The sequence below is a fragment of the Mesorhizobium sp. WSM4983 genome (assembly GCF_029625765.1).
Classification (GTDB): Bacteria; Pseudomonadota; Alphaproteobacteria; order Rhizobiales; family Rhizobiaceae; genus Mesorhizobium.
In genome coordinates this window covers 135,873-160,594 of record NZ_JARTVM010000002.1, presented here as the reverse complement: position 1 = coordinate 160,594, position 24,722 = coordinate 135,873, and the positions used below count along the sequence as shown (strand labels likewise).

The 24,722-nt window shown below is 64.3% G+C and carries 20 protein-coding genes; 5 read left to right on the top strand and 15 right to left on the bottom strand.

From position 1 onward, the window contains the following. The first annotated feature begins 1 nt into the window (after position 1). Entirely contained in the window at positions 2-2,071 is a 2,070-nt protein-coding gene (locus tag P9254_RS08015) for a response regulator (RefSeq protein ID WP_278053114.1), read from the top strand. Positions 2,072-2,080: 9 nt separating this feature from the next. Here the strand turns inward: P9254_RS08015 and P9254_RS08010 are convergent, their stop codons facing one another. From P9254_RS08010 to P9254_RS07975, 8 genes are all read right to left on the bottom strand, one after another. Continuing rightward, entirely contained in the window at positions 2,081-3,067 is a 987-nt protein-coding gene (locus P9254_RS08010) for an ABC transporter permease (protein WP_067003946.1), read from the bottom strand. Then, positions 3,064-4,050 carry an ABC transporter permease gene (locus P9254_RS08005; RefSeq protein WP_067003944.1) on the bottom strand — a complete coding sequence of 329 codons (987 nt, stop codon included), beginning with the start codon at positions 4,048-4,050 and terminating at the stop codon, positions 3,064-3,066. Before P9254_RS08005 ends, P9254_RS08010 begins: the two co-directional genes overlap by 4 nt. Beyond that, complete coding sequence (locus P9254_RS08000) at positions 4,047-5,594, bottom strand: sugar ABC transporter ATP-binding protein (RefSeq protein ID WP_127247248.1); 1,548 nt, start codon at positions 5,592-5,594, stop codon at positions 4,047-4,049. The genes P9254_RS08005 and P9254_RS08000 overlap by 4 nt, the downstream gene beginning before the upstream one ends. Positions 5,595-5,746: 152 nt before the next feature. Then, positions 5,747-6,781 (bottom strand): ABC transporter substrate-binding protein, encoded by a 1,035-nt coding sequence (locus P9254_RS07995; protein WP_278053112.1) that lies wholly within the window; start codon positions 6,779-6,781, stop codon positions 5,747-5,749. A gap of 69 nt (positions 6,782-6,850) precedes the next feature. Further along, entirely contained in the window at positions 6,851-7,765 is a 915-nt protein-coding gene (locus P9254_RS07990) for a sugar phosphate isomerase/epimerase family protein (RefSeq protein ID WP_095783498.1), read from the bottom strand. 18 nt (positions 7,766-7,783) lie between these two features. After that, positions 7,784-9,319, bottom strand: coding sequence for a mannitol dehydrogenase family protein (locus tag P9254_RS07985; protein WP_278053110.1), 1,536 nt, complete (start codon positions 9,317-9,319; stop codon positions 7,784-7,786). After that, positions 9,316-10,098, bottom strand: coding sequence for an SDR family oxidoreductase (locus P9254_RS07980; protein ID WP_278053109.1), 783 nt, complete (start codon positions 10,096-10,098; stop codon positions 9,316-9,318). Before P9254_RS07980 ends, P9254_RS07985 begins: the two co-directional genes overlap by 4 nt. A 71-nt stretch (positions 10,099-10,169) precedes the next feature. Further along, entirely contained in the window at positions 10,170-11,057 is an 888-nt protein-coding gene (locus P9254_RS07975; RefSeq protein ID WP_278053108.1) for a MurR/RpiR family transcriptional regulator, read from the bottom strand. A 303-nt stretch (positions 11,058-11,360) separates the two neighbouring features. Between P9254_RS07975 and P9254_RS07970 the strand changes: the two genes are divergently transcribed. Together P9254_RS07970 and P9254_RS07965 are read left to right on the top strand one after the other, a co-directional pair. After that, positions 11,361-12,545, top strand: a complete 1,185-nt coding sequence (locus tag P9254_RS07970; RefSeq protein ID WP_278053107.1) for a Gfo/Idh/MocA family protein — start codon at positions 11,361-11,363, stop codon at positions 12,543-12,545. A gap of 620 nt (positions 12,546-13,165) precedes the next feature. Beyond that, the gene (locus P9254_RS07965) at positions 13,166-13,600 is read left to right on the top strand and encodes a hypothetical protein (RefSeq protein ID WP_067003930.1); all 435 of its coding nucleotides are present in this window, start codon (positions 13,166-13,168) and stop codon (positions 13,598-13,600) included. 225 nt (positions 13,601-13,825) lie between these two features. Here the strand turns inward: P9254_RS07965 and P9254_RS07960 are convergent, their stop codons facing one another. The 7 genes from P9254_RS07960 to P9254_RS07930 form a co-directional block, all read right to left on the bottom strand. Beyond that, positions 13,826-15,016, bottom strand: coding sequence for an NADH-quinone oxidoreductase subunit D (locus P9254_RS07960; RefSeq protein ID WP_278053106.1), 1,191 nt, complete (start codon positions 15,014-15,016; stop codon positions 13,826-13,828). A gap of 49 nt (positions 15,017-15,065) precedes the next feature. Further along, complete coding sequence (locus P9254_RS07955; protein WP_278053105.1) at positions 15,066-15,461, bottom strand: hypothetical protein; 396 nt, start codon at positions 15,459-15,461, stop codon at positions 15,066-15,068. A 111-nt stretch (positions 15,462-15,572) separates the two neighbouring features. After that, on the bottom strand, positions 15,573-17,180 hold the full coding sequence (locus tag P9254_RS07950) for an FGGY-family carbohydrate kinase (RefSeq protein ID WP_278053103.1): 1,608 nt from the start codon (positions 17,178-17,180) through the stop codon (positions 15,573-15,575). Positions 17,181-17,377: 197 nt separating this feature from the next. Beyond that, positions 17,378-18,262: a helix-turn-helix domain-containing protein gene (locus P9254_RS07945; RefSeq protein ID WP_067003926.1), complete on the bottom strand. Its 885-nt coding sequence runs from the start codon at positions 18,260-18,262 to the stop codon at positions 17,378-17,380. Positions 18,263-18,433: 171 nt separating this feature from the next. After that, complete coding sequence (locus P9254_RS07940; RefSeq protein WP_278053102.1) at positions 18,434-19,384, bottom strand: ABC transporter permease; 951 nt, start codon at positions 19,382-19,384, stop codon at positions 18,434-18,436. Between the two features lie 17 nt (positions 19,385-19,401). Next, on the bottom strand, positions 19,402-20,922 hold the full coding sequence (locus P9254_RS07935) for a sugar ABC transporter ATP-binding protein (protein WP_278053100.1): 1,521 nt from the start codon (positions 20,920-20,922) through the stop codon (positions 19,402-19,404). Between the two features lie 74 nt (positions 20,923-20,996). Further along, positions 20,997-22,109 carry a sugar ABC transporter substrate-binding protein gene (locus P9254_RS07930; protein WP_067318782.1) on the bottom strand — a complete coding sequence of 371 codons (1,113 nt, stop codon included), beginning with the start codon at positions 22,107-22,109 and terminating at the stop codon, positions 20,997-20,999. 360 nt (positions 22,110-22,469) lie between these two features. On the opposite strand from P9254_RS07930, the gene P9254_RS07925 reads away from it, so the two are divergent. Next, positions 22,470-23,651 (top strand): SGNH/GDSL hydrolase family protein, encoded by a 1,182-nt coding sequence (locus tag P9254_RS07925; protein WP_278053097.1) that lies wholly within the window; start codon positions 22,470-22,472, stop codon positions 23,649-23,651. Positions 23,652-24,196: 545 nt separating this feature from the next. Further along, positions 24,197-24,673, top strand: coding sequence for a hypothetical protein (locus P9254_RS07920; RefSeq protein ID WP_278053096.1), 477 nt, complete (start codon positions 24,197-24,199; stop codon positions 24,671-24,673). The last annotated feature ends 49 nt before the right edge of the window (positions 24,674-24,722 follow it).

The window sequence follows — 24,722 nt, the reverse complement described above, 5'->3', positions numbered from 1 at the left end:
AATGGCCGCGATCGAGGCAGAAAGAAGCGAACCGGTCGAAGGATTGCGGGCACGCGTTCTCGCGGTCGATGATGACGAACGCAATCTGCTTGCCATCGCGGAGGTGCTTGGCGAAGTCGGCGAGGTCGTCTGCGCCCAGTCGGGTGAGGAAGCGCTGCGCTTCCTGCTCAAGGAAGATTTCGCCGTCATCCTGCTCGACGTGCTCATGCCGAACCTCGACGGCTACGAGACGGCCACGCTGATCCGCCGGCGTGAACGATCGAAAAACACGCCGATCATCTTCCTTACTGCGATCAGCAAGGAAGAGGCGCATATGCTGCGCGGCTATGACGTCGGCGCTGTCGACTACCTGTTCAAGCCGTTCGACCCGGTGATGCTTCGCTCCAAGGTTATGGTCTTCGTCGATCTTCATGAGAAGACGCGCGAGATCGAGCGAAACGCGGCGCGGGAGCAGCGGCTGCTCGAACAGGCGCTGAAGGCCAAGTCGGACAAACTCGATGCCGAGCGGGCGCTGCGCCATTCGGAAGCAAGGCAGGAGGCGATTCTTGCCTCGCTTCCGATCTGTTTTCATGCCCGCTCGGCTGAGGCGCCTTTCGCCGCAAGCTACGTCTCGAAAGGCGTCGAGCGGCTGACAGGGTTCCCGCCGAGCCGTTTCCTGTCGCATCCGGATTTCGGGCTCAGCCGGGTTCACCCCGACGATCGCGAGGAGGTAACCAGGTCGCTTTCGGCGGCATGCGAGACGGGGTCCTATGGCTGCGAATTTCGCTGGCGGTGCGCCAATGATGAATATCGCATCTTCTTCGATCGGGGCGTGGTTTCCAAAGATGACGCTGGGCTCGAGTTGCTTGGCACCATGCAAGACATAACAGAGCAACGCCGCCTGGAGAGCCAGCTGCTGCAGTCGCAGCGGCTCGATGCGATCGGCAAACTGACCGGCGGACTCGCCCATGACTTCAACAATCTCCTCGCGGCGATCCTTTCCGGCCTAAGCCTGCTCGAGCGACAGCTGACGCTGGACGGCAACGCTACCAAGATCCTCGACATGACACGCCGCTCCGCCGGGCAAGGCAGGGATCTCGTCCAGCGCATGCTCGCTTTTTCGCGACGCCAGGACCTGAAGCCCGTGGCAGTACCCTTGTCGAGCCTTGGGGATACGATGAACGGGTTGGTTGCCCCTGTCCTTGGAGGCCTCGTGCGCTTCAAGTGGCTGGTGAGTGACGACACATGGCCCGTGTATGTGGATGCGGCGCAGCTCGAGCTCGCCTTGATGAACCTCATCTTCAATGCGCGAGACGCAATGCCTTCGGGAGGCACGGTTCTCGTCCGGACGAGCAACCGCAGCGTCGGCCACGCGGGCGACGAACTGCCGGCCGGCGACTATGTGGTGGTCGCTGTCGAGGACACCGGGACCGGAATTGCCGGCGACATGATAAGCAAGGTGGTCGAGCCGTTTTTCACAACCAAGCCGATCGGGAAGGGCACGGGGCTGGGTCTCAGCACCGTCTATGGTTTCGCCAAGCAGTCGGGCGGCACGCTCAGGATAGAGAGCGAGGTGGACCGCGGCACCATCATAGAACTGTGGCTGCCCCGATCCAATCAGCCGCAGGATGTCACCGAGGCTATCGCTGTTGCCGGCGCAGAGGCTGTCGAGGCCGTCGACGCGGAGCGCGCCACGGCGGTTGGCGAACGATCACTGACCGTTCTGCTCATCGATGACAGCCACTCCTTGAGAGAAATGACGGCCATGTCGCTCAGGCAGTCCGGCTTCGAGGTCGTAGGGGCCTCCGGCGGAGCCGAAGCGCTTGCGGCCATTGAGAGAGAGCCGGATCGATTCGACGTGATCGTCACCGACTTTGCCATGCCCCTTATCTCGGGCATAGACGTGATCCGGTTTGCCCGCAATCTGCGTGCCGGCTGGCCCGCGGTTATGATCACCGGCTATGCGGATGCGGAGAAAATCGTGGAGCGCCCCCTCGATGTCGCGCTCGTCGGCAAGCCGTTCGACGAAAAAGACCTTGTTGTGGCCATACATGCCGCAGCGCGCGGCAAGCTAATCAACGCCTCGGCATAGCTTCCCCTGTTACCTGTCCTCGATGATCCTCAAATAGGCCGCGGTCACGAACAGCACGATGAAACCGAAGAGGATGCGGCGGCCGCCTTCGGGCATATGCAGGATGGTGAGCAGCGTCGTCAGCACGGTCAGGATCAGCGCGCCGACAATCGTTCCCATATAGCCGCCGCGGCCGCCGAAGATCGAGGTGCCGCCGATGACGGCGGCAGCCACCGAAGGTAGCACCAGCGGCTCGGCGAGCGACAGCGAGGGCGCCTTGATCAGGCCGATATAGAGCAGGCCGGTGATGCCGGCGAGCAGGCTGGAGATGACATAGAGCGCCGTGATCACCTGCCAGTAGCGGACGCCCGAAAGCCGTGCAGCGCGCTCATTGTCGCCGACGGCGTAGAGCAGGCGGCCGAAGCCTGTACGGTTCAAGGTGAAGACGATCAGCACCGCCACCGGCACGAACAGGAAGAGCGCGTTGGGGAAGCCGTAGGTGAGACCGGTGCCGAGCCAGTTGAGGAAATCCGGAATCTTGGCGCCGGAGGCGATCACGGTGCGCTGGTAGACCTGCAGGAAGCCGGTGCCGATCAGGCTGGTGCCGAGCGTCATGATCAGCGGATGGACGCGAAAGACGCCGACGCCGACGCCGTTGACGAGGCCGATTAGCACCGCCGGCAGCATGGCGAGGATGAAAGCCACCGTCGGATCCTGGTTGACGATTTGCGTCGCCATGATGAAGGCGCTCATCGTCGCCACCGTGCCGACCGAGAGGTCGATGCCGCCGGTGAGCATCGTCATGGTCTGACAACCGGCGAGGATTGCCAGCGGAATGGCGAACTTGGCGGTGTTGGCGATCCAGCGCTCGTTGACGATCCCGGGGCGAAGAACCTGCAGGATCAGCACCAGTATGACGAGCAGGATGATCAGGGGAATGAGCGGCCGGTCCGCCATGAAGCGCTTCAGGCGGCGGCCGAGCGAGACCGGCTGGGGCATGGTCGCGCTGTTCGTCATGGTGTTGCTCCTGCCGGGCGGCCCCGGATGGTGATGAAGGCGCCGAACATCACCACGGCGACCATGATCGCGCCCTCGATGATGGCCGTGACGTTGGGATCGATGGCCAGAAGCGTCAGGTCGGTGCGCACCAGCCTGAGCACGAAGACGGCGATGATCGGCCCGAGCAGCCCACCCTTGCCGCCACCGAGCGCGACGCCGCCCAGCACCACCGCCGCGACGCTGGCCAGCAGATAGGGACCGGGGATTGGCGCGCCGATGCCGGTGCTGATGGTGAGCGACAGCCCGCCAAGTGCTGCGAACAGGCCGGAGAGCGCGTAAGCGACGATCCTGGTGCGGGCCACCGGCACACCGCTGCGGAAGGCGGCGAGCTCGTTGCTGCCGATGGCGTAGATGGAGAGGCCAAGCCGCGAGCGCCTGAGCGGGATCCAGATGACGAAGAGGCAGACAAGCAGCAGCACCAGCGCCTTCGGGACCCAGGCATCGGCCCAATCCGGCAGGCCGGGGATCGGCATGGTGCCGACGACGGTGGCCTTCAGCCACTCGGCGGCTGCGCCGCCGGGCGCGTCAAGCACCAGAAGCGCCGCGCCTTGCAGAACGAAGAGCGTGGCTAAAGTAACCACGATATCCGGCACTCGGGTCACCACGATCAGGAGGCCGTTCAGCGCGCCGAGCACAAGGCCCATGGCCAGCACGAAGGGCACGACGAAGTACGCATATTCCTCGCTGGCGCCGTTCATCATCGAGGCGGCGGTGACGCTGGTCAGCGCCATCATTGCGGCCACCGACAGGTCGATGCCGCCGGCGATGACCACCACAGTCTGCGCCGCGACGGCGAAGGCGTAGGGGAGAACCGCCCGCGCCAGCGAGCCGAAGTCGCCGCTGCCGTAGCCCGGCTGGATCAGCTTGGTGACGACGAACAGGAATACGAGCAGGGCGAGCAGGCCGGCGACCCAGCCCTGGCGGCGCAGAAAGCGCATCATGGCGCGGTCTCCGCGTCGGACGTTGGCCTGACATCGGCAAGGATGCCGACATCCGCCCTGGCGCCGCGCGGCAGGCCGTAGGCGGCCCGCATCAGAGCCGGCTCGTCGGCGAGCTCGACCGGGAAGGTGTCGACGACACGGCCGCCGAAGATGACGATGACGCGGTCGCAGACACGCTGCACTTCCTCCAGCTCGGATGTGTAGAAGAGGACCGATTTGCCGAGGCCGGCGAGCTCGCGCAGCAATTTGTAGATTTCCTGCTTGGTGCCGACATCGATGCCGCGCGTCGGGTCGAAGCAGAGGATGGTGCGGGCATCTGCCGCGATCCAGCGGGCAATCGTCACCTTCTGCTGGTTGCCGCCGGAAAGGCGCTGGACCTCGCCCTGTGCGCGGGTGTCGATCTGCAGCCGGGCGATAGCGCTTGAAACCACCATATGCTCCCGGCGCACCTTGATCGGTCCCCATTTGCGCAGCGCAGCGCTGAAAGGCAGCGCGATGTTCTCGCGCACCGAACGCTGCATGGCTAAAGCCTCTGTGCGGTCACCCGGCACGTAGGCGAGGCCGGCCTGGATGGCATCGCTTGGATGGAAGAACTTCACCGGCGCGCCATCGACGGCGATCGTGCCGCCGGCCGGGCGGATCGAGCCGGCAAGGGCGGCGAAGAGCTCGTCCTGGCCCTGGCCCTCGAGCGCGACGACGCCGGCCACCTCGCCATTGGCGAGATCGAAAGAGACGTCATGCAGCTTCGTGCCGAGCTGCAGGTTGCGGACCGAAAGCCGAGGGTGGCTGTCCTTCACGACCGGCGCTTCGCTTGCCGTGCGCGCCGCGGCGACGCTGGTCTTCTCGATACGGGCGCCAAGCATCATCTCGACGATCTTTTCCTCGACGCCGGGCTCGATGTCGACCACGCCGACGGTTGCGCCGTCGCGCAGCACTGTGGCTCGGTCGCACAGCGCCGAGATCTCGACGAAACGGTGCGAGATGAAGATGACCGAGCGGCCGCTGTCGCCCTGGCGGCGCACGACTTCCAGCACTTTTTCGGCAAGGTTGGCGGGCAGCGCGGCCGTCATCTCGTCGAGCAGCAGAACGTCGGGCTCGGCGGCGAGCGCACGCGCTAGGTCGAGCACACGCAGGACGGCCAGCGGAATGTCGCGCGCGGTCTCGCGTATGTCGAGGTTCGGAATGCCGAGCTCGCGCACCCAGGCGCGGAACGGCTCGACCGGCGTGCCAGTGAGCCTGAGATTGGAAAGCACATCGAGGTCAGGGATCAGCGCCGGTTCCTGGTAGACCGGCAGCAGGCCGGCGCGACGCGCGGCGGCCGGAGAGCGGACATCGCGAGCTTCGCCGCGGATCAGGATGCGGCCGGCATCCGCCGGGATCGCACCGGTCAGGATCTTAACAAGGGTCGACTTGCCGGCGCCGTTGGCGCCCATCAGCGCATGCACTTCGCCCGGCAGCACCGATAATGATGCGTCACGCAGCGCCGACACCGCGCCGTAATTCTTCGCCACGCCGGTGGCGTCCAGCAATGTATTGTTCGGCAATTCGTTCGTCGTCAAAACCAGCGTTCTCGCATCAAGCACCGAGGACGGCAGGTTCGCACCTGCCGTCCCAGCGACCTTATCTGCCGCAGTTCCTTATCGCAAAAACCGTAGGATGCTTTGCGAAATCTGCGAAGTTGAAGTCGGTCGGGCGATTATTCGCCCGGACCCTTGCAGGCGACGATCTGCTCCTTGGTGTAGGTGGTCCAGTCCGGGATAGAGATCGAGACCGGCCATTCGGGGCTGAGCGACGGGTCGGCGGCCGCCTTCAGCTTGGCCTTGCCTTCCTCCGTGACATTTTCCCAGAGCTGCGGCTCGACCAGAACGGTTTGCTGCGCCGGCTTCTTGCCGTCGAGGATCTGCAGTGCGAGCGTAACGCCGGCGCCGCCGATCGAGCCGGGATTGGTGACGGCAGCGCCGACCAGACCCTTAACCGTGTTCAACTGACCGACGAAGCCGGCATTGTCGGCGCCGACAACCGGCACCATCGGCGCCTGCTGCTCGACCAGAGCGTCGACGATGACGTTGTCGATGCCGGAGGTCCAAATGCCGTTGATCGGCGTTCCGGTGGCGAGGAAGGACAGGATCTGCTGCTTGGCCTGATCCTGCTGCCAGCCGGTGAAGACTTCCTGCGCGACCTTCACGTCGGGGAATTCGGCCAGCGCCTTCTTGAAACCCCTGTCGCGGTCGCTGTCGGCGGAAGCACCGGCGGCGCCGCGCATGTACAGCACCTCGCCCTTGCCGCCCATCTGCTGGAACAGCCACTTGGCGCCGAGATAGGCATACTGTTCCTGGTTGTTGGAGATGATGTATGCGGACGGCTCGGTCACCGCCTGGTCGACAGCGACGACGACGATACCGGCCTTGGTGGCTTCCTCCAGACCGGCCTTGATGCCGGCCGGATCGGCCGGGTTGACGACGATGGCGTTTACCTTGGCGCTGATCAGATTGCGGATGTCCTCGAGCTGGCCGGCGGCGTCGGTGTTGCGGTGGGCGATGTTGAGCTTCGCCACTTCGCCGGAGGCGAGCGCCTGGGCCTTCATGGCGCAGATCATTTCCTCACGCCAGCCATTGCCCTGCACGGTGTTGGAGATGCCGATCGTGTATTTGCCTTCGGCGGACGACACGCCCACCGAGGCAAGCAAGGCAGCGCCGGCAAGCAGTGGGGCCATGGTCAAGTATTTCTTCATTTCAGTACTCCTCCACATTGATTTCAGTTCCTGGGCTCCGAAGCGATCGAAGCCTAGCCGTTTGTCCCCTCATTTGACGAAGGGGCGCAGCACGTCGCGAGCCAGCAGAAAACCGCGCTTGACCTTCTCGTCGCTTCCCTCGAACCGGCGGTCCTCATGCTCGATGACCACCGGCCCGTCATATCCGGCCCGGTAAAGGCCCGAAAAGATGCTGCTCCAGTTGATGTCGCCAAGCCCCGGCATGCGTGGCACCTGCCAGCCTATGCCTGCGGAAAGGATCCCGCGCTCATACAAACCATCATGATCGATCATCAGGTCCTTGGCATGCACATGCAGCATGTGCGGGCCGAACTCGCGGATGAAGCGTTCCTTGTCGATCATCTGCCAGACGAGATGCGAGGGGTCGAAATTCATGCCGACGTCGCCGCCCCAGGCCTCGAGAATCCGGCGCCAGACATAGGGCGAATAGGCGATGTTGTGTCCGCCCGGCCATTCGTCATAGCTGAAGATCATCGGGCAGTTCTCGAAGGCGAGCTTGACGCCGTGCTCGCGCGCGTGGGCGATGATCGCGGGCCAGATTTTCTGCGCGGCCTGCCAGTTGTCGTCGACAGTCTTCGAGGCGTCGCCGCCGCAGAAGGTGTTGACGAGCGAGACACCGATTCGGCTTGCCAGCACGATCACCTTCTTCAGGTGATCGATCACCGCATCGCGATGCGCCTGATCGGGATGCAACGGATTGGGATAGAAACCGAGACCGGAGATCGTCAGGCCCTTGCCGGCGAGCTCGGCGGCAATGTCCTTGGCTTGCGCGGGGGAGGTGCCGGCGGCGTCGATATGGCTGGTGCCGGCATAGCGGCGGCTGGCGCCCGAAGTCTTCGGCCAGCAGGCGATCTCGAGCGCTTCGAAGCCGGCCGAGTTCGCCCAGTCGGCGACATCGCCGAGGGCAATATCCGGAAATGGTGCCGTGAGCAGTCCAAGCTTCATGATGCCTCCCGCTTCGTACTATGCAGATCGTGCTGGTCGCTTCAACCGTGCATCTGTTGGGTCAGTGCACACATGTCTGACAAAGGCCATCGGATCATCTGACAGCAAACGATCGAGGCTGGTGACGACATTTGCATGGAACATGTCGCTGGCAGCAAGTGACGGATGGAAGATGGCTTCGATGGCAAGGATTGCATTGGCAAGCGCCTTGCTGTCCGAACCAACGCGGTCGGCGATGGCCGCAATCTTTTCGGCAAAAGGATCGGAGACTCGCCAGGTGCGTCCGAAGCGCGGCGATGCCTTGATCAGATAGGCCATCCAGCCCGCGATCGGAACCGACAGCAGCGCGATGCTTTGGCCCTTAGCCAGGCGATCACTGACCGGGTTGAGCAGGCGCTGGACGATCTTCTGCGAGCCGTCGGTAGCGATCTGGTGATTGCGGTGGCGGATCGCGGTGTTGGCGAGGCGCGAAAGGCTTTGCTCGACATAGGCCGACGGCGAGATGCCGGGCACAGGCATCAGCGTCGGCAGCGTCTCTTCCGTCAGCATGCGGCGGACGAAGGTGGCAAGCAACGGGTCGGCCATGGCGTCCGATGTGTGCTCGAAGCCGCCCAAAACGCCAAGATAGCTGAGCGTCGTCTGGGCGCCGTTCAGCACCCGCATCTTGAGATGCTCGAACGGCGTGACGTCGTCTACGAAAGCGGCGCCGATGCGGTCCCAGCGCGGCACGCGGCCGGCGAAGCGGTTCTCGATCACCCATTGCCGAAAGCGCTCGCCGACGACGACGGCGCTGTCGCGATAGCCGAAGCGCTGCTCGACCGTCTCGGTATCGTCCTCGGTCGTTGCCGGCGCGATGCGGTCGACCATGGCCGAGGGGAAGGCGACATTGGCGGCGATCCAGTCCGCCAAGCCGTTGCCGCGCCGCTCGGCGAATGTCCCCACGACATTGCCGAGGATAGCGCCGTTGGCCGGGATGTTGTCGCAGGAAAGCAGCGTCACCGGGCGGCCATGCGAGCCCATGCGCAGCTCAAGCGCTCGTGCCAGGATGCCGGGCACGCTGCGCGGGGCCTCAGGGTTGGCGAGGTCGTGGACAATGTCGGGATGGTGTAGGTCGAGCGCGCCGCTCGACGGGATGTGGCAATAGCCCTTTTCGGTCACCGTCATCGTGATCATCTCGATTTCGGGTGAGGCGAGCACCTCGAGTGCGGGCGCGGCGCTGTGCTGGCTGTCGACCACACCGACGATGCTGCCGATGACGCGGGCCTCGACGTCGTTGTTCTGACGGATAAGCCGCGTATAGAGGCCGTCCTGCCGGCCGAGCGTCGCGGCGAGCACGGGAGGCCGGATGTTGATGCCGACGAGCCCCCAGCGATCGAAATCATCCGCCAGGAGGTCATCGGTGTATTCGGCCTGGTGGCAGCGGTGAAAGGCGCCGACGCCGATATGGGCAATGCCCCGCTGCAGCGCCGAGCGAGCGTAAGCCGGTTTGCGGACTTCAGGCGGCAGGCCGCCGAGCAGGGCGGGGCCGAGATTGGCGGAGGGTGAGATGCTCACCGGTTCGCTCCGATCACCCATTGCTCCTGGTCGATCAGCGCGCCGGTCATCGGCCCGGCCGCGTCGGAAAGCAGGAAGACGGCGAGGTTCGCTACGTCGGTAACGGAGAGTAGCCGGCCGAAGGGCTGCGCGGCATTGGCCGCGTCTAGCCAGCCCGGGCCGTGGCCGAGCGTTTCGGCCTGCATGACGCGTTCGGCGGGCGTGTCGGTCCAGCCGACATTGATGCCGTTGACGCGGATGCGATCGAAGCGGTGCGCGTTGGCGGCATTCTTGGTCAGCGTCGCCAGGGCGCCCTTGGTGGCGGAATAGACGGCGAGATCCGGCGCGCCGCAATGCGCATTGATCGACAGGATGTTGACGACGGCGCCGCCTTGTCCGCGCTTTTTCATGTCGGCGATCGCCGCCTGCATCAGGAAGAAAGGCGCACGCGCATTGACGGCGAACAATGATGTCCAGTCGTCGAGGCCGGCATCGACGAAGGAGGCCCGGTCGGTCAGAGCCCCTGCATTGACCAGCCCGTCGATGCGGCCGAAGCGCTCGGTGCATGCAGCGGCGAGCAGGGCCGGAGTCTCCGGGTCGCCGAGGTCGGCTGCCAGGAAAGCGGACGGCGCCCCGATCGCCGACAGTTCCGCCGCGACCGCGTCGCCGCGCTGCCGGTTGCGGCCGGTGATCAGCAAACCTTCGGCGCCGGAACGGGCGGCCGTCCAGGCAATCGCGCGGCCGATGCCTTGGGTCGAACCGGTGATCAACAAGACCTTGCCGTCGAGCCGAACCTCCATTCCTCCTCCCGGAACAAAGTTTCTATTTTCTCGAATATGGAACGACAGTTCCTTGCAGTCAACTGCGCCGATCAACCTGTCCGCCGCGCGACGACGCCGTGGACCAAAGCCATGCCGACGGCGAGCGAAGCGGCGAGCGAGCGGAAGCCTGCGAAGTCCTGTTCCACCACTTCCAGCCAGGTGTCGGAGAGTTTCACCAGCGGTGAGAAGGTGCTGTCGGTGATGGCGACGATGCGTGCTCCGCGATCATGGGCGAGGGCGACCAGGTCTGGCGTGATCGAGTTGTAAGGGCTGAAGGAAACGGCGAGCACCGCGTCGCACTGGCTTATGCAGCCGACCTGATCGAGCGCGGTCGAGCCGACATTGTCGACCAAGACGTTGCGCACGCCCTGCTGCGACAGCGTCAGCGACAGATAGGTGGTGACCGGGAAAGCGCGCTTGCTGCCGATCACGTAGATCAGCTCGGCTCCCGCCAGCAGGTCGGCCATCTTCTCGAAGCTGTCGGTGTCGAAACCATTGCCGATGCGGTTGAGAGAAGCCTGCGAGGCGCCGACCATGCCGTTGAGGAAATGCAAGTCGGCGTGGGGTTCGGCTGCTGCCGGTTCCTTGTTGTCGCGCGTGCGTCCTTCCGGCCAGGAGCCTTTCAAATGGTCCTTGAACAGGCCCTGGAAGTCGGAAAAGCCGGCATAGCCGAAGATCTGCGCGAAGCGTACCAGCGTCGAGGGCTGCACGCCTGCCTGCGCCGCCACCTGGGCGATGGTGCCGAGCGCAACGTCGCTCGGATGCTGCCATAGGAAGATGGCGACCTGGCGCATCCTTTTCGGGAAATGCACGGTGCCGGAGGAGAGCACCGCGCGCAGCTCCTCATAGGTTTGTGGTTTCGTGTGGCCAAGTGCCGCCAGCGAACGGCCGCGTTTCCGGGTAACGCTCTCGCCGGGTGAGGTTCGTGCGCCGCTCATCAGATGCACCGGATTCGAGCTGTTGTACCTGAGGCGCCCCGAACTTGCGGTGAAGATCGCCAGTCGCCGACGGTTGGAAAGAGGGGAGAATTCAAAACTTGAAGCGATTGTCTTGGTTCCATCGCCTCGACAAGCCGGCGGGTAGCCATGCGACGCTTCACCATTCGAACCCTCCTCCACCGGTCTCGCATAAGGCTAGTGCGGCACGATCATTTTACAAAACAAAATTTGGAAAAGCTGTTCGAAATTGGCGAGGCGCCTCCTATAGTCCCTGCGCTGGAGGCATCCGGGAGGACTCGAGCCATGGTCTACGCAACCGCTGACGGAACCCTACGCAAACGCCTGACGGTCGGCATGGTCGGCGGCGGTCGCAACGCCTTCATCGGCGCGGTTCATCGGTTGGCCATGCGGCTCGACGACCAGATCGCGCTGGTGGCGGGTGCGCTGTCCTCGGATGCCGAAAACGCCGCGGCATCGGCCGCCGAGATCGGCATCGCGCCGGAGCGCAGCTATGCCGACTACCATGCGATGGCAAAGGCCGAAGCGGCGCGGACGGACGGCATCGAGGCGGTAGTCATCGTCACGCCCAACCATCTGCATGCGCCGATCGCCACTGCTTTCCTGGAAGCCGGCATCGACGTCATCTGCGACAAGCCGCTGTCGACGACGCTTGCCGAAGCTGAGGCGTTGGTGGCGCTCACCAAGGCGAAGAAGCGCCGCTTCCTCGTCACATTGAACAACACCGGTTACGCCATGGCGCGGCAGGCGCGCGAAATGGTGGCAGCGGGCGAACTCGGCCGCATCGTGTCGGTGCACGGCGCTTACATCCAGGACTGGCTGACGCAGCCGATCGACGCGAAAGGCCAGAAGCAGGCCGAATGGCGCACCGACCCTGCGCGCGCCGGGCAATCGGCGGTGCTTGCCGACACCGGCGTGCACGCCTTCAACCTGGCGAGCTTCATCTCCGGCTTCGAGGCTGACGCCGTATCGGCGGACCTTTTCACCGCCGTGCCAGGTCGTCGCCTCGACGACAACGCGCATGTCCTGGTGCGCTGGACCGGCGGGGCGCGCGGCACCATCCTCGCCAGCCAGACTTCGCCCGGCCACTACAACGATCTCTCGGTGCGCATCTATGGCGACCGGGCCGGGCTCGAATGGTCGGGCACGCGGCCGGAGGAACTGCGCTTCGCGCCGTATGGCGAGGAGGCCCGCACGCTGGTGCGCGGCGGCCACGGCTCGACGGCGGAAGCCCGGCGCGTCTCGCGCATGCCTGCAGCGCATCCCGAGGGCTATATCGAGGCCTTCGCCAATTTCTACCGTGATGCCGCCGACATCATCCGCGCGCATCGAGCGGGCACTGCGGTCGATGTTGCGCGCGCGGCGCAGGTGCCGGACGTCGTCGACGGCGCTCGTGGTGTGAAGTTCGTGGCGGCGGCAGTGGAGTCGAACGCGGCTGGAGGAGCCTGGACGCCGGCGCGGTTTGAATAGACGCCGGCTTGGTGCTTTAGATCGTTCCGCTTTACAATGCGAGGCGGCGCGACCGGCCGACGTGTCGCGAATCAGTCGAGCGCCCGATGGCGGCCTCATCGATCCTGCACCGATATGGCTTCGTAGCCCCTGCACCGAGCGCACCCGAGTGCTTGGGAGGCACGTCATTCTCATCCGGATTGGGAACGGGTTCCTCGTCCGGCAGCCTCTCCGGATCCGGTTCGCGCATCGGCTTTGGGTCGGGAAACGGCGGCGGCGTGGGGACCGGCGTTGGCGTCGGGTCGGGAGTGGGGAGAATAGCCATAAGGTGGTTCCCTCGTTGCGCTGGCGGAGCAGTCCGCGAGATGCGGTTTGGGCAACCGGTATCTGCCCGACTTGAACATGATGGGTAGAGCCGCCTCATCCGACGCTTCATCGACACCTGATCACCGGCGGCTGACGCATGGCAGAACGGCCTCGACCGGGGATGGTTCCACAGCGATCCCGCCGCGTTTCGGCGGGGGCGAACACGAATGACGATCAAATGATTTCCCGTCGCCCATTTCGCCCTTGCCGGCGCCATGCAGCGCCTTAGTTCCGTTTGCGGGGCGGGTGATCATCTGCCGACATAGGAGGCGGCCTTGAAGCACCAAACCGTAGACCAACTCAATGCCGTTGCCGACGTTCATGCTGAAGCAGCGGTTCTCATCGCCAGTCGTGGCCAACGCCTCGAACGCTGGGCGCAACTTCTCGAGCAGGATCCCGGCCGGCGCCTTATGGCGCTTGCGGGCACCGAATACGCCACACCCGACGTGCGCGAAAAGATGCGTTCCACCGGATCGCCGATTACCGTCGCCTTCGAAGACCCGATCTTTCGTGCTCAGGGCCTGAAGGACGACACCTACGGCGAAGCAAAGCGCTTCTTCGAACTCAGCGACTGGCAACTGCACGAGGTCGTCTGCCATTGCCATGTCGGCGCCAATCTGCCGGCACGCTGGGCGGCGTCCCGCGTTCGCGCGGCCATCTCTCCAGGCTCGGGCATTCTTGCCTGGCTGAGATCGGTGTTCATGCACTAAGACGACTGCCGCGGTTCGAAGAACCGCGGCAAGTTCAATCCTTATCGGAGACGGAGGGGAGTTGTCCCCAGCCGTCGGTAGCTAGAGCGATTCACCGTTTTGCGAGAACGTCGAACCGCTCTATCTTTTTGCTTTCGCTCATTCTGCTGTTGATGCAATTCCCCGCGCGAAGTTTGGGACTGTGTCTGGAATTTGCTCTTAGGGCTGCCCGCGCCGCACCTCCACTCAGCGATCGATCTCTCCGAACACGATATCCAGCGATCCGATGATGGCCGCGACATCGGCGATCATGTGCCCGCGCGACAGGAAGTCCATCGCCTGAAGGTGGGCGAAAGACGGCGCACGTATCTTGCAGCGGTACGGAACATTGCTGCCGTCAGAGACAAGATAGACGCCGAATTCGCCTTTGGGCGCCTCCACCGCGGCGTAGACCTCGCCCTGCGGCACATGATGGCCTTCGGTGTAGAGCTTGAAATGGTGGATCGTCGCCTCCATGGAACGCTTCATGGTGGCGCGCGGCGGCGGCGTGATCTTCTGGTTCGGTACGGCGACCGGGCCGTGCCCGTCGGGCAAGCGCAGCTTCTCCAGACATTGCCTCATGATCCTAACCGACTGCCGCATCTCCTCCATGCGCACGAGATAGCGGTCGTAGCAGTCGCCGTGCTTGCCGACCGGAATGTCGAAATCCATTTCGGGATAGCATTCATAGGGTTGCGCCTTGCGCAAATCCCAGGCCGCGCCCGAGCCGCGCACCATCGGGCCGGAGAAACCCCAGGCCCAGGCATCGTCCTGTCCGATCACGCCGACGTCGACATTGCGCTGCTTGAAGATACGGTTTTCGGTCAGGAGTTCATCGAGATTGCTCAAAGTTCCCAGGAACGGATCACAGAAATTCCAGATGTCGTCGAGCAACTCTCCCGGCAGATCCTGATGCACGCCGCCGACCCTGAAATAGTTGGCATGCATGCGCGCGCCCGACGCGCGCTCATAAAAGACCATCAGCTTCTCCCGCTCGGCGAAGCCCCAGAACGGCGGCGTCAGCGCGCCAATATCCATCGCCTGCGTGGTGACGTTGAGCAGGTGCGACAACAGCCGGCCGATCTCGCAAAACAGGACGCGGATAAGCTGTCCGCGCCGGGGAACCGATATTTCGAGCAGCTTCTCGGCGGCGAGGCAGAAGGCATGCTCCTGGTTCATCGGCGCCACATAGTCGAGCCGGTCGAAATAGGGCAGGGCCTGCAGATAGTTCTTGTATTCGATCAGCTTCTCGGTGCCGCGGTGGAGCAGGCCGATATGCGGATCGGCGCGGTCGACGATCTCGCCGTCGAGTTCCAGCACCAGCCTGAGCACACCATGCGCCGACGGGTGCTGCGGTCCGAAGTTGAGCGTGAAGTTGCGAATTGCGGTTTCGGCCATGGCGGCCTCTTCGCGGACTCTCATTTTGTTTGGCGCGCGGCGGCGCCGATCATGTCGTGGTCTGGATGATCAGCGTCAGCGTGCCGTCGCCATCGATGTTGGCGGCGACGACCTGCGAGGAATTCAGCCCGTTCGCATGCAGCACCGATACCGCCTCGGGCGAGGCATCGATCGATTTCTGCAGCCTGGCCAGGTCCGTGGCGGTTGTCCTGGTGACCACGGCTTCGGCCTGGACCTTGATCTCCGCGGGCAGGTCCTCCATCGCCACCACCACGACGTTGATAACGGTCTGGCCGGAACTTCCCGGGTCGGGTTGCACCTGGTCGAGCCGAGGTTGTTCAGCCGGGGGCAGAACCTGGGGCGGTTGCGGATCGGCGTGTTGAGCCGAGACCGGCTGCGCCAGGGCAAGGATCGAAAGAGCGAGCATCATCATCAATGTCCGCATCGTCTTTCCTTCCATGTATCGAAGTCTGACGACACAACCCCTCCGCCCGGCGATGGTTCCGGCCCAAGAGGGCAAGTGACGGTGAATGTTGGCGGGCGACGGCTGGATATCTCACACAGCCAAAACTGACAGCGCAGCAGCCTGCAGGCGTTCGAACGCGGCAAAGCGCCTGTCGTGGCAGGCAGCGAGCGCGGCGTTCGGCGAATAGACCTCGCCCACCTCCGACATCGCCGCCATGGCCGCGCGAAGGTCGGAGTGGCGCCCGGCGGCCACCGCGCCGAGCATCGCTGAGCCGAGCAGCACCGGCTCGGGGGACGTTGGCGCGTAGACCACCTTGCCGGTGGAGTCGGCGATAAGCTGCCGCACGAGCGGGCTCTGCCCTGCGCCGCCGCTGATGGCGATCGTATCGATGTTGATGCCGCGGCCATGCATGGCGGCCAGGATCTGGCGGGCGCCATAGCCGAGGCCGCAGAGGCCGGCGACATAGAACGCGACGAGACTGTCGGCCCCGGTCGCCATGTCCAAGCCGGCGACCAGTCCGCGCGCGTCGGGATTGGCCAAGGGGGCACGATTGCCTAGAAATTCGGGAACGACATGCAAGCCGCCGACCAGTCTGTCCGCCTTCGCCGCACCGCCATGCCGCTCCGCCTCCTGCGCCAGCCACTGGCTGAGGTTCTGGCCGCCTCGCGCCGCGATCCCGGCCAGCTCGACGGCGGCGGGGTGCATGCCGACCAGGCGATCGATGGCGGCGCCCGCGGCCGACTGGCCGCCTTCGTTCAGCCACAGCCCCGGCACCATCGCGGAGAAATAGGGCCCCCACACGCCCGGCACGAAAGCCGCCTGCTCGGTCGTCGTCATGGTGCAGGCCGAAGTGCCGAAGACATAGGCCATGCGCGTGGTCACATCGCCGGCGCCGCCGCGCGCGCCGACCGAGCCGATGCCGCCGGCATGCGCATCGATCATGCCGGCGGCGACCGGCGTTCCGGGCAAAAGGCCAAGCTCGGCCGCCGCCTTGCTCCTCAAGCCGTTGGGCAGCGCGCTCCCCGGCGCCACGACCTCGGTGCCGATCCGGGCAAATTCCTCATCCGCGAGCGCGCCGAGCCCGACCTTGCGAAAATAGCCATCATCCCAGCGTGCCTCGTGCGCGAGATAGGTCCATTTGCAAGTCACCGTGCAGGTCGAGCGCGCCAGGCTGCCGGTGGCGCGCCAGGTGAGGAAATCGGCGAGATCCATGAACTGCCATGCCGCGGCGAAGGTCCGCGGCATGTTCTCGGCGAGCCATAAGAGCTTCGGGGTTTCCATCTCGGGCGAGATTGTGCCGCCGACATAGCGCAGCACGTCCTCGCCGGTGCCGTTGATCCTACGCGCCTGCTCGGTGGCGCGGTGGTCCATCCAGACGATGATGTTGCGCTCGGGATCCCCTGACGGGCTGACCGTCAGCGGCTCGCCACCCGGCCCTAGAACGACAAGCGAGCAGGTGGCGTCGAAGCCGATGCCATGCACCGACTGCGCCGAGATGCCGGCAAGCGACACCGCCTCGCGGACGGTCGTAGCAACGGCGCGCCAGATGTCTTTACTCGATTGCTCGACGATATGGCCTTCGGCATGCCAGGTGGCGATGTCGGCCTTGGCGGACGCAAGCATGGCGCCCGCTTCGTCGAAGACGCCCGCGCGGGCACTGCCGGTGCCGATATCGATGCCGATGAAATGACTGCTCATGACTTCAGATCCTTCGCCCGATCCGTTCGGTTGCTATAGGTCATTGCTTTGCGGCAGGATGACAAGGTCGCGGACGGTGATGTCACCTTCGTTCCCTATCGGTGTTGCCGTTTCGGCTAGCGGCGCAGGCAAAGCTTTACCTTGCCGCGCACGTTTGCCCATGCCAATTCGACGCCGCTGCTTGTCGTGCCGGCTGGCTAGGCCGCTTTCGCAAGGTTGATGTTGTGCAGTGTCAGCCGCCGGAAATGCGAGGGCGTCATGCCCTTTTCGGCGAGAAACTGCCGGTTGAAGTTGGAAAGGGTGTTGTAGCCGACCTCGAAGCAGATGCTGGTGATCGAAGCCTGCTCGTCGCTCATCAGCATCTGGCAGGCCAGGTTGATGCGCAGCCGCTTCACATACTGAACCAGCGTCATACCGGTGTGCTGGCGGAAGGAGCGGGAGAACACACTGGGCGACTGGCCGGCGATGGCGGCTAGGTCCGTCTCGCTGAAGGGCTGGGTCAGGTTCTCGCGCAGATAGGCAAGCGCCTTGTTGATGCCGGCCGACATATACCCCGACGGATCGGGCAGGTAGCTCGCGCTGGCCAGCATGCGCGCGCCTTCGGCGCGGCTGAGCAGACCCATTATCATCATGAACAGCTCGATGCGGCGCACGCCTTGCGAATTCATGATCTCTTCCATCAGCGGGCCAAGCTGCTTGCTGGTCTGGCGGCTGAACAGCACGCCGCGGCGCGAGGCTTCGAGCACCGGCGTCAGCGCCGCGAGCTCGGGGAAGGTATTGATGGCGCCGTCGATAAAGCCTTCATTGAACTGGATGATGCGGCAGCGCAGCGGCACCGTCGCGTCCTTCGGCACATCGCTCACCCAGTTGTGCGGCAGGTTGGGGCCGGTCAGCACCAGATTGCCCGGCTCGAACTCGCCGATGAAGTCGCCGACGAAATAGCGGCCGCGGGTGGCGACGATGAGATGCAGTTCGTATTCCGGATGGAAATGCCAGCGCACCGTGCGGAACGGGTAACCGTGCGACCAGGCAGTGAAAGACTCGCCCGGCCTGATCTGCACAACTTCAAGATCGGGTTTCATCGCTGCTCCTCCCGTATTGAAGCCAAGGCGCGTCCCCTCTACGACGCGCCGTCCGGTTTCGGCCTCATGTCAGCCAAGCTACCGAGCCGACAAGATCTTCGCCACCATGTTCGCGTCACTCCATTGGTACTTTTTTGACTATTCTGAGCCTCCACGGCGCTGAGCGGCGCCTCAAACGACGCCGCGTTCCTCGCTCCTTATGCGGAAGGCATCGACGGCGATCGCAAGCAGGATCATCGCGCCGCCGATCATCTGAATGTAGTAGGCCGAGACGTTGATGAGCTGCAGGCCGGTCTGGATGACGGTGATGAGCAGCGTGCCGCCGAGCATGCCGATGACGCGGCCGCGGCCGCCGAACAGCGAAACGCCGCCGATGACGGGTGCTGCCACGGCATAGAGCAGCGTCGTGCTGCCGACGGTCACGCTGACGCCGCCGAGATAGGAGGTGTAGAGGAAGCCGGCCACTCCAGCGAGGAAGCCGGAAGCGCTGAAGGCGCCAAGCCTCGCGCGCTTGACGTTGATGCCTGCGGCATTCGCCGCCCGGCGGTTGCCGCCGGTGGCATAGAGGTTGCGACCCCAGGCCGAATAAGCAAGCACGACATGCGCCAGGAGATAGGCGACGAAGAGGGCGATCGGCATTACCGGCCAGCTGCCGATGGTGGCGCTGCCAATGTAGCTGTAGCCTTCATCGGTCACCACCATGGTGCGGGCCTGGGTGGCGCCGAGCACCGCGCCTTGCAGAAAAAGCCCCATGGCCAGCGTCGCGATCAGCGAATTCATGCGCAAATAGGCGACGAAGTAGCCGTTGAGCAGACCGACGAGCACCCCGGCAACGATGGTGATGAGCACGGCCAGCGTCCAGTGGACGCCGAACTGCTGCATGGCATAGGCGCCGACCATGCTCGAGAAGACCAGATTGCCGACCACCGAGAGATCGATCTCGCCGATCAGAAGCGTGAAGGAGACCGCCAGCACCAGCACGCCCAGCGTGGTCGCCTGCACCAGCACGTTCTGCAGATTGCCTTCCGAAAGGAAGAAGGGATTGAGGAAGCCGGCGAGGATGCTGAACACGATGATCAGGATCCAGACCACATTGTTGAGAAGGAATTTCTTGCTGGTCATGTCCGATACTGCCCCTGTCATCGCGCCGCTCTCGCTTCGGCGATTGCATCGATGGTGATCTCGGCGCCGCGCAGCATTCGCGCGATCCGACCCTTGGAGAAGATCACCACGCGGTCGACGAGGCGCTGCATCTCTTCCGGGTCCTGCGCGAGCAGAAGCACGCTAACGCCCTTCTTCGTCGCATCGTCGATCAGGCGGTGGATCTGCTCCTTGGCGGCGACATCGACGCCGACGGTCGGTTCGTCGAGCAGAAGCAATCTCGGCTTGCGTTCCAGCAGCCGGCCAAGCAGCACCTTCTGCTGGTTGCCGCCAGACAACTCGCCGATCTCCTGGGCGCCGCTGCCCATGACGATCTCCATGGCGCCGCGCGCCTCGCGCATGCGGCGGTTCATGCCGGCGCCGCTCACCAGCCAGCCGAGCGATAGCGGCCAATTGCCGAGGTTGAGGTTCTCGGTCACCGACATCGAGCCGACCAGGCCTTCGCCGATGCGGTCATGGGTGAGGTAGGCAATGCCCGAGCCGAGGCTCTGCCCCGGCGAGCCGAGACGCGCTTCCCGGCCATCGATCAGGACGGCACCGGCCTCGATGGGCAGCAGGCCGCCCAGCGCCCGCATCAATTCCTGCGGCCCTTCGCCGAGCAGGCCGACGAGGCCGACGATCTCGCCGTGGCCGATCGCAAGATCGACCGGGCCGCCGCCGGAAAAGGATAGCCCGCTGAGCTCGATGGCCGCGCCATGATCCTTGCGGGCGCGGTGGAATTCGGCGACGTCGGCGCCGGTGATGACGCGCGCCATGGCCTCGGCCGAAAGCTCCGCCGCTTTGCCGCTGGCGGTCACCTTGCCGTCGCGCAGCACCGTGTATTCCGAACAGAGCTGGCGCACCTCGTCGTTGTGGTGCGAGATGTAGATGAAAGACGTGCCGCGTTGGGTGAGGCTCTCGACCCATTCCAGCAGATGCAGCCGCTCGGCCGCCGCAAGGCCTGCGGTCGGCTCGTCGAGGATGATCAGCGAGGCTTCGGCCGCGACCGCCTTGATGATGGCGAGCCTTCGCCTGTCGCTGGCGCCGAGGTCGCCGGCGCGCCGCCTCGGATCGACCGGCATGCCGTGGCTTTCGAGCTGGCGCACCGCCCGGCGGCGGAGCGCGGGCCAGTCGGTCAAGCCGTAGCGTCTCGGCACATCCGGCAGCAGAAGATTTTCGCCGATCGAGAGGTCTTCGAAGATCTCCGAATGCTGCGACAGAAGGTGGAGCCCGCGCTTCTTGCGCGCCGTCAACGGCAGAGCCGACACGTCCTCCCCATTCAACAGGATGGTGCCACTGTCGAGACGCAACAGCCCGGCGATGATGTTGGACAGCGTCGATTTGCCAGCGCCGTTCTTGCCGAGCAGGCCATGGATCGCGCCCCGCGACACGCTCAGCGAGACGCCGTCCAACACCGCAAGCGGGCCGAAGCGCTTGAAGACATTGTCGACGGTCAGAACAGCGTTGGCACCGTCCTGCGCAAGGCTATCGGGCACGATTGTGCCGTCGGCGTTGACCATTGGGATAACCGGCAATCTCGAAATGAGGTGAGAACGCGATGGGCGCGTTCTCACCCGCCTCGTCGGCTGCGATCTCAGCCGGCGTTCTGCTGCATCTTCCACACCTGGGTCACGACATTGGCCCAGTGGCGCGGGTCGTCGGCATTTTCCTTGGTGAGGAAGTAGGGCGGGATGGTGAGCAGCGGGCCGGACGGGCTGTCGGCGATCGTGCCCTTCTCCCAAAAATACTTCTTGTTTTCGTAAGGTCCGGTCGGAACCGGCTTGCCCTTCAGCGTGTACTCTTCCAACAGGTCGACGACGATCTCGACATAGGCGATCGGGTCCTGTGCGATGTCGGCGTCGATCTCGCCGGCCTTCACCCATTCCAGCGCATTCGGCGAGGCATCGATGCTGGTCAGGATGATGTGCTTCTCATGGCCGACCGGAAACAGCCGTTTCTGCGTTTCGAGTGCCTTGCGGGCATCAACGACGAAGATGTCGGTCGGCATGTGGATGGCGTCGAGGTCCGGCCGCTCGCGCAGCGTCGCCGAGACCACGGCGAGCGCCTGCTCATGCTGGTTGTTCTGCGGCCGCGAGATGATCTCGATGTCGGGATATTTGCTCTTAAGCGTGTCCTCGAAACCGTCTTTGCGATCGCGCAGCGCCACGGCGGTCAGCGAGCCGTAATTGTTGAGCACGCTGCCCTTCGGCGAGCCGTGCTTCTTGGTGAGCAGCTCGGCGGTCTTCTCCGCCGCCATGACGCCCGACTGCTTGTTGTCGAAGGTCACCGAAGCGGCTACTTCTCCGCCGGTAAGCACGGTGTCGACCATGCCGAGCGGCACGCCGAGCGACTTCGCCTTCTTGCTCAGTGGGATGAGCAGCTCCGAATCCAGCGCGTCGGAAATGAGGTAGCGCGGCTTCTGCAAGAGCAGGCTGTTCCAGTCGTTGACCTGCGCGTTGGCATCGCCATTGGCGTCCTTGCCGACGAATTCCAGGCCGAGGCCTTCGACCTTGCGCTTCAGCGCCTCCTGCAGCACGACGAAGAAGAAGAAGCCGAGATAGCCGGTCTCCCAAGCCACAACCTTGGAGGTCGTGCCTTGCGCCGCGGCGCGCTCGCCGCCCGCCAGCAACAGGCCGCCGGCAGTGGCTGCCGCGCCCTGCAAAAGCGCCCGGCGGTTCAATGTTAAGCTCTTGGTCTCGCAACCCATGTCTCGCTCCCTGAAATGGTTGGAATCTTTGCCGGTAGAGCTTTCCACCAAGCCCGCCCGGCGGGGCACTCAGCCCCAAACATCCCCGGAACGTTTCCTCCCCGGACGATCTGATCAGGCTAGGCGCGCGCTATCCGGCCAGCCACCACGTTCCGGGGCGGGTGTTAGTACTTTTTTGATTCCGCTAGTGAAAGCCGAGGCCGCGATTACGACTGCGCTACAACATGCTCGACCTCCGGCGCGTTGCATTCGGAGTCAAAAATCTATGTGTCGCGGAAAGCGCAACCGGTAGCTCGCGCCGCAACACGCGACTATCTGTCTGGCGGAGGGCCGCGCGTCGAAACCGAAGGGATGGAGAGAATGAAGCACTGGATCGGAACCTGGAGCGCAAGCCCGATGAACGTCTGGCCGGGAGACGCCGTGCTCTATGGCTTCCACCAGCAGACGGTACGCCAAGTCGTGCGCGTCAGCACCGGCGGTGAGAGGTTGCGATTGAGGCTGTCCAATGAATATGGCGGCTCGCCGATTCGGATCGGCGCCGCGACCGTCGCGCTTGCCGCGAAAGACGGCGAGGTCGACGCCGGCAGCATCCGGCAGGTGACGTTCGGCGGCGAACGGCAGACCGAACTGGCGCCCGGCGCGCCGCTGCTCGGCGATGTTGTGGACCTATTGGTTGCCGATCTCGGGCAGATCGCGATCAGCCTCTATTTCCCCGATTTCGCGCCGATCGAGACCTATCACTACGAGGCGCAGCAGACCGCCTACATCTCCGAAATCGGCGACTTCGCCGACGCAGCCGAACTGCCGGTGCAGCAGACCTCGACCAGCCGCTATTTCCTCAGCGCCGTGCTGGTCGAGAGCGGGCCGGACAGTGGCTCTCTGGTTTGTCTCGGCGATTCCATCACCGACGGCTTCGGCTCGACCGTCGACGGCAATGCGCGCTGGCCGGACCGGCTGGCGGAGCGGTTTGCGAAAAGCGGCCGGCTGTCAGGCATCGGCGTCCTCAACCAGGGGATCGGCGGCAACCGCGTGCTTGCCAGCCGCGCCCGCGGCGCCAACGCGCTCGCCCGCTTCGACCGCGACGTTCTGGGTTTTCCCAACGTCCGGTGGGTCTCGGTGCTGGAAGGCATCAACGACATCGGCTGGCCGGAAACCATGCTTGCCGGCCCTCAGGAGGCCGTCGCCGTCGAAAGCCTGATCGCGGCTTACCGGCAATTGATCGCACGCGCCCGCCTCAACGGCATCAAGGTGCTGCTTGGCACGCTGCCGCCCTTCGGTGGCGCCTTCGAAGGCCAGCCGCTCAGAACTTTCTACTCTCCGACCAAGGAGCGCGACCGCGAGGCGGTGAACGCCTGGATCAGGACATCGGGCGAAGCCGATGCCGTCGTCGATTTCGAGCGCGCGCTGGCCGATCCCGCCAACCCGTCGAGGCTGCTCGCCGCCTTCGATTGCGGCGACGGCCTGCATCCGTCCGACGACGGCTATGCCGAGATGGCCAGGCTGTTCGAGGAAGCTTTCGAGAGCTTGCTTCGCGGCCAATAGGATTACCTGGTTCTGCGAGTGGCGGCTGCTGCCCGCGCCGGCGCCTTCTGGATGTTGGCGGCGCCGCCCATGTCACCATTCTTGGTGCGACCCGCCCCGGTCGTGCTCCAATATCGGCGCCCGTCGTCGGGTGCAATTCGGCGAAAACACGGATGGCCAACCTCAGAACAGGACGACGAGCACTTAGCATGATGGACCTGACAGAAGAGCTCAGCTGTCCAGGAACAAACTGCAAGTCTTTCCGGTTTGGTGACCGAACCGATTGCGGTCACGAAAATGGTTGGACATAGAAGACATAATAATGAGCAGATTGCGCAGCTACTGAGGCGCCAGTTTTCCAGTGAGATAATGAGGCGCCATCTGCGTGCACTTCCGCTGTTTCGGACCGAGAGGTGGCTCCCTGACCGGCTTGCCGGGTTGATGGAGGTTTTAAAGCGAAGTGAGGGTCGAGGACGACGGCGTTGATTCTTGCTTCTGGCCTGAAGCGTCGACGTCAGGCTGGACGCAAAGGTCTTTCGATCCCAATGGAGAAGAGATGGTGAGCAATGCGGCCGCTCGATAAGGCGCTGCTTGGGGCTGTGGCAGGCGTCGCGGCGACCATGGCGATGACAGCAACGATGAGGCGCCTGCACGCAGTCCTGCCCGACGACGAGCGCTATCCGCTTCCGCCTCGCGGGATCGTCGACCGCACTTTTCCAGCTGTTGACGAGCGCGAAGCACGTTCAAGAACACTGCTTGCGCATTTCGGGTTTGGCGGTCTCACCGGTGCTTTGTTTGCCCTGCTGCCCACCACTCGAGGGAGCGGGATCGCCTATGGTTTATGCATCTGGGCGCTGAGCTATCTCGGTTGGATTCCCGCCGCACGCATTCTGACCCCGGCGCACCGTCACCCCATCAGGAGAAACATGCTGATGATTGCAGTTCATGTCGTTTGGGGCCTGACGCTTTCGAGATCACTGAGAGAAATGGAACGCGCCGCCATCGAGGCGTTCGACCAGCAAGCCGAGAGGAGAAGCCGGTGACCGGGCGGCGCGTTCTGCGGAACGATCCGACCCTTCGGCCCGCCGCGCT

Coding starts and splice junctions, on each gene's coding strand:
- P9254_RS08015 (WP_278053114.1), top strand. CDS start 2: ATGGCCGCGATCGAGGCAGAAAGAAGCGAACCGGTCGAAGGATTGCGG.
- P9254_RS08010 (WP_067003946.1), bottom strand. CDS start 3,067: ATGACGAACAGCGCGACCATGCCCCAGCCGGTCTCGCTCGGCCGCCGC.
- P9254_RS08005 (WP_067003944.1), bottom strand. CDS start 4,050: ATGATGCGCTTTCTGCGCCGCCAGGGCTGGGTCGCCGGCCTGCTCGCC.
- P9254_RS07995 (WP_278053112.1), bottom strand. CDS start 6,781: ATGAAGAAATACTTGACCATGGCCCCACTGCTTGCCGGCGCTGCCTTG.
- P9254_RS07990 (WP_095783498.1), bottom strand. CDS start 7,765: ATGAAGCTTGGACTGCTCACGGCACCATTTCCGGATATTGCCCTCGGC.
- P9254_RS07980 (WP_278053109.1), bottom strand. CDS start 10,098: ATGGAGGTTCGGCTCGACGGCAAGGTCTTGTTGATCACCGGTTCGACC.
- P9254_RS07975 (WP_278053108.1), bottom strand. CDS start 11,057: ATGAGCGGCGCACGAACCTCACCCGGCGAGAGCGTTACCCGGAAACGC.
- P9254_RS07970 (WP_278053107.1), top strand. CDS start 11,361: ATGGTCTACGCAACCGCTGACGGAACCCTACGCAAACGCCTGACGGTC.
- P9254_RS07960 (WP_278053106.1), bottom strand. CDS start 15,016: ATGGCCGAAACCGCAATTCGCAACTTCACGCTCAACTTCGGACCGCAG.
- P9254_RS07955 (WP_278053105.1), bottom strand. CDS start 15,461: ATGCGGACATTGATGATGATGCTCGCTCTTTCGATCCTTGCCCTGGCG.
- P9254_RS07950 (WP_278053103.1), bottom strand. CDS start 17,180: ATGAGCAGTCATTTCATCGGCATCGATATCGGCACCGGCAGTGCCCGC.
- P9254_RS07945 (WP_067003926.1), bottom strand. CDS start 18,262: ATGAAACCCGATCTTGAAGTTGTGCAGATCAGGCCGGGCGAGTCTTTC.
- P9254_RS07940 (WP_278053102.1), bottom strand. CDS start 19,384: ATGACCAGCAAGAAATTCCTTCTCAACAATGTGGTCTGGATCCTGATC.
- P9254_RS07935 (WP_278053100.1), bottom strand. CDS start 20,922: ATGGTCAACGCCGACGGCACAATCGTGCCCGATAGCCTTGCGCAGGAC.
- P9254_RS07930 (WP_067318782.1), bottom strand. CDS start 22,109: ATGGGTTGCGAGACCAAGAGCTTAACATTGAACCGCCGGGCGCTTTTG.
- P9254_RS07925 (WP_278053097.1), top strand. CDS start 22,470: ATGAAGCACTGGATCGGAACCTGGAGCGCAAGCCCGATGAACGTCTGG.
- P9254_RS07920 (WP_278053096.1), top strand. CDS start 24,197: ATGCGGCCGCTCGATAAGGCGCTGCTTGGGGCTGTGGCAGGCGTCGCG.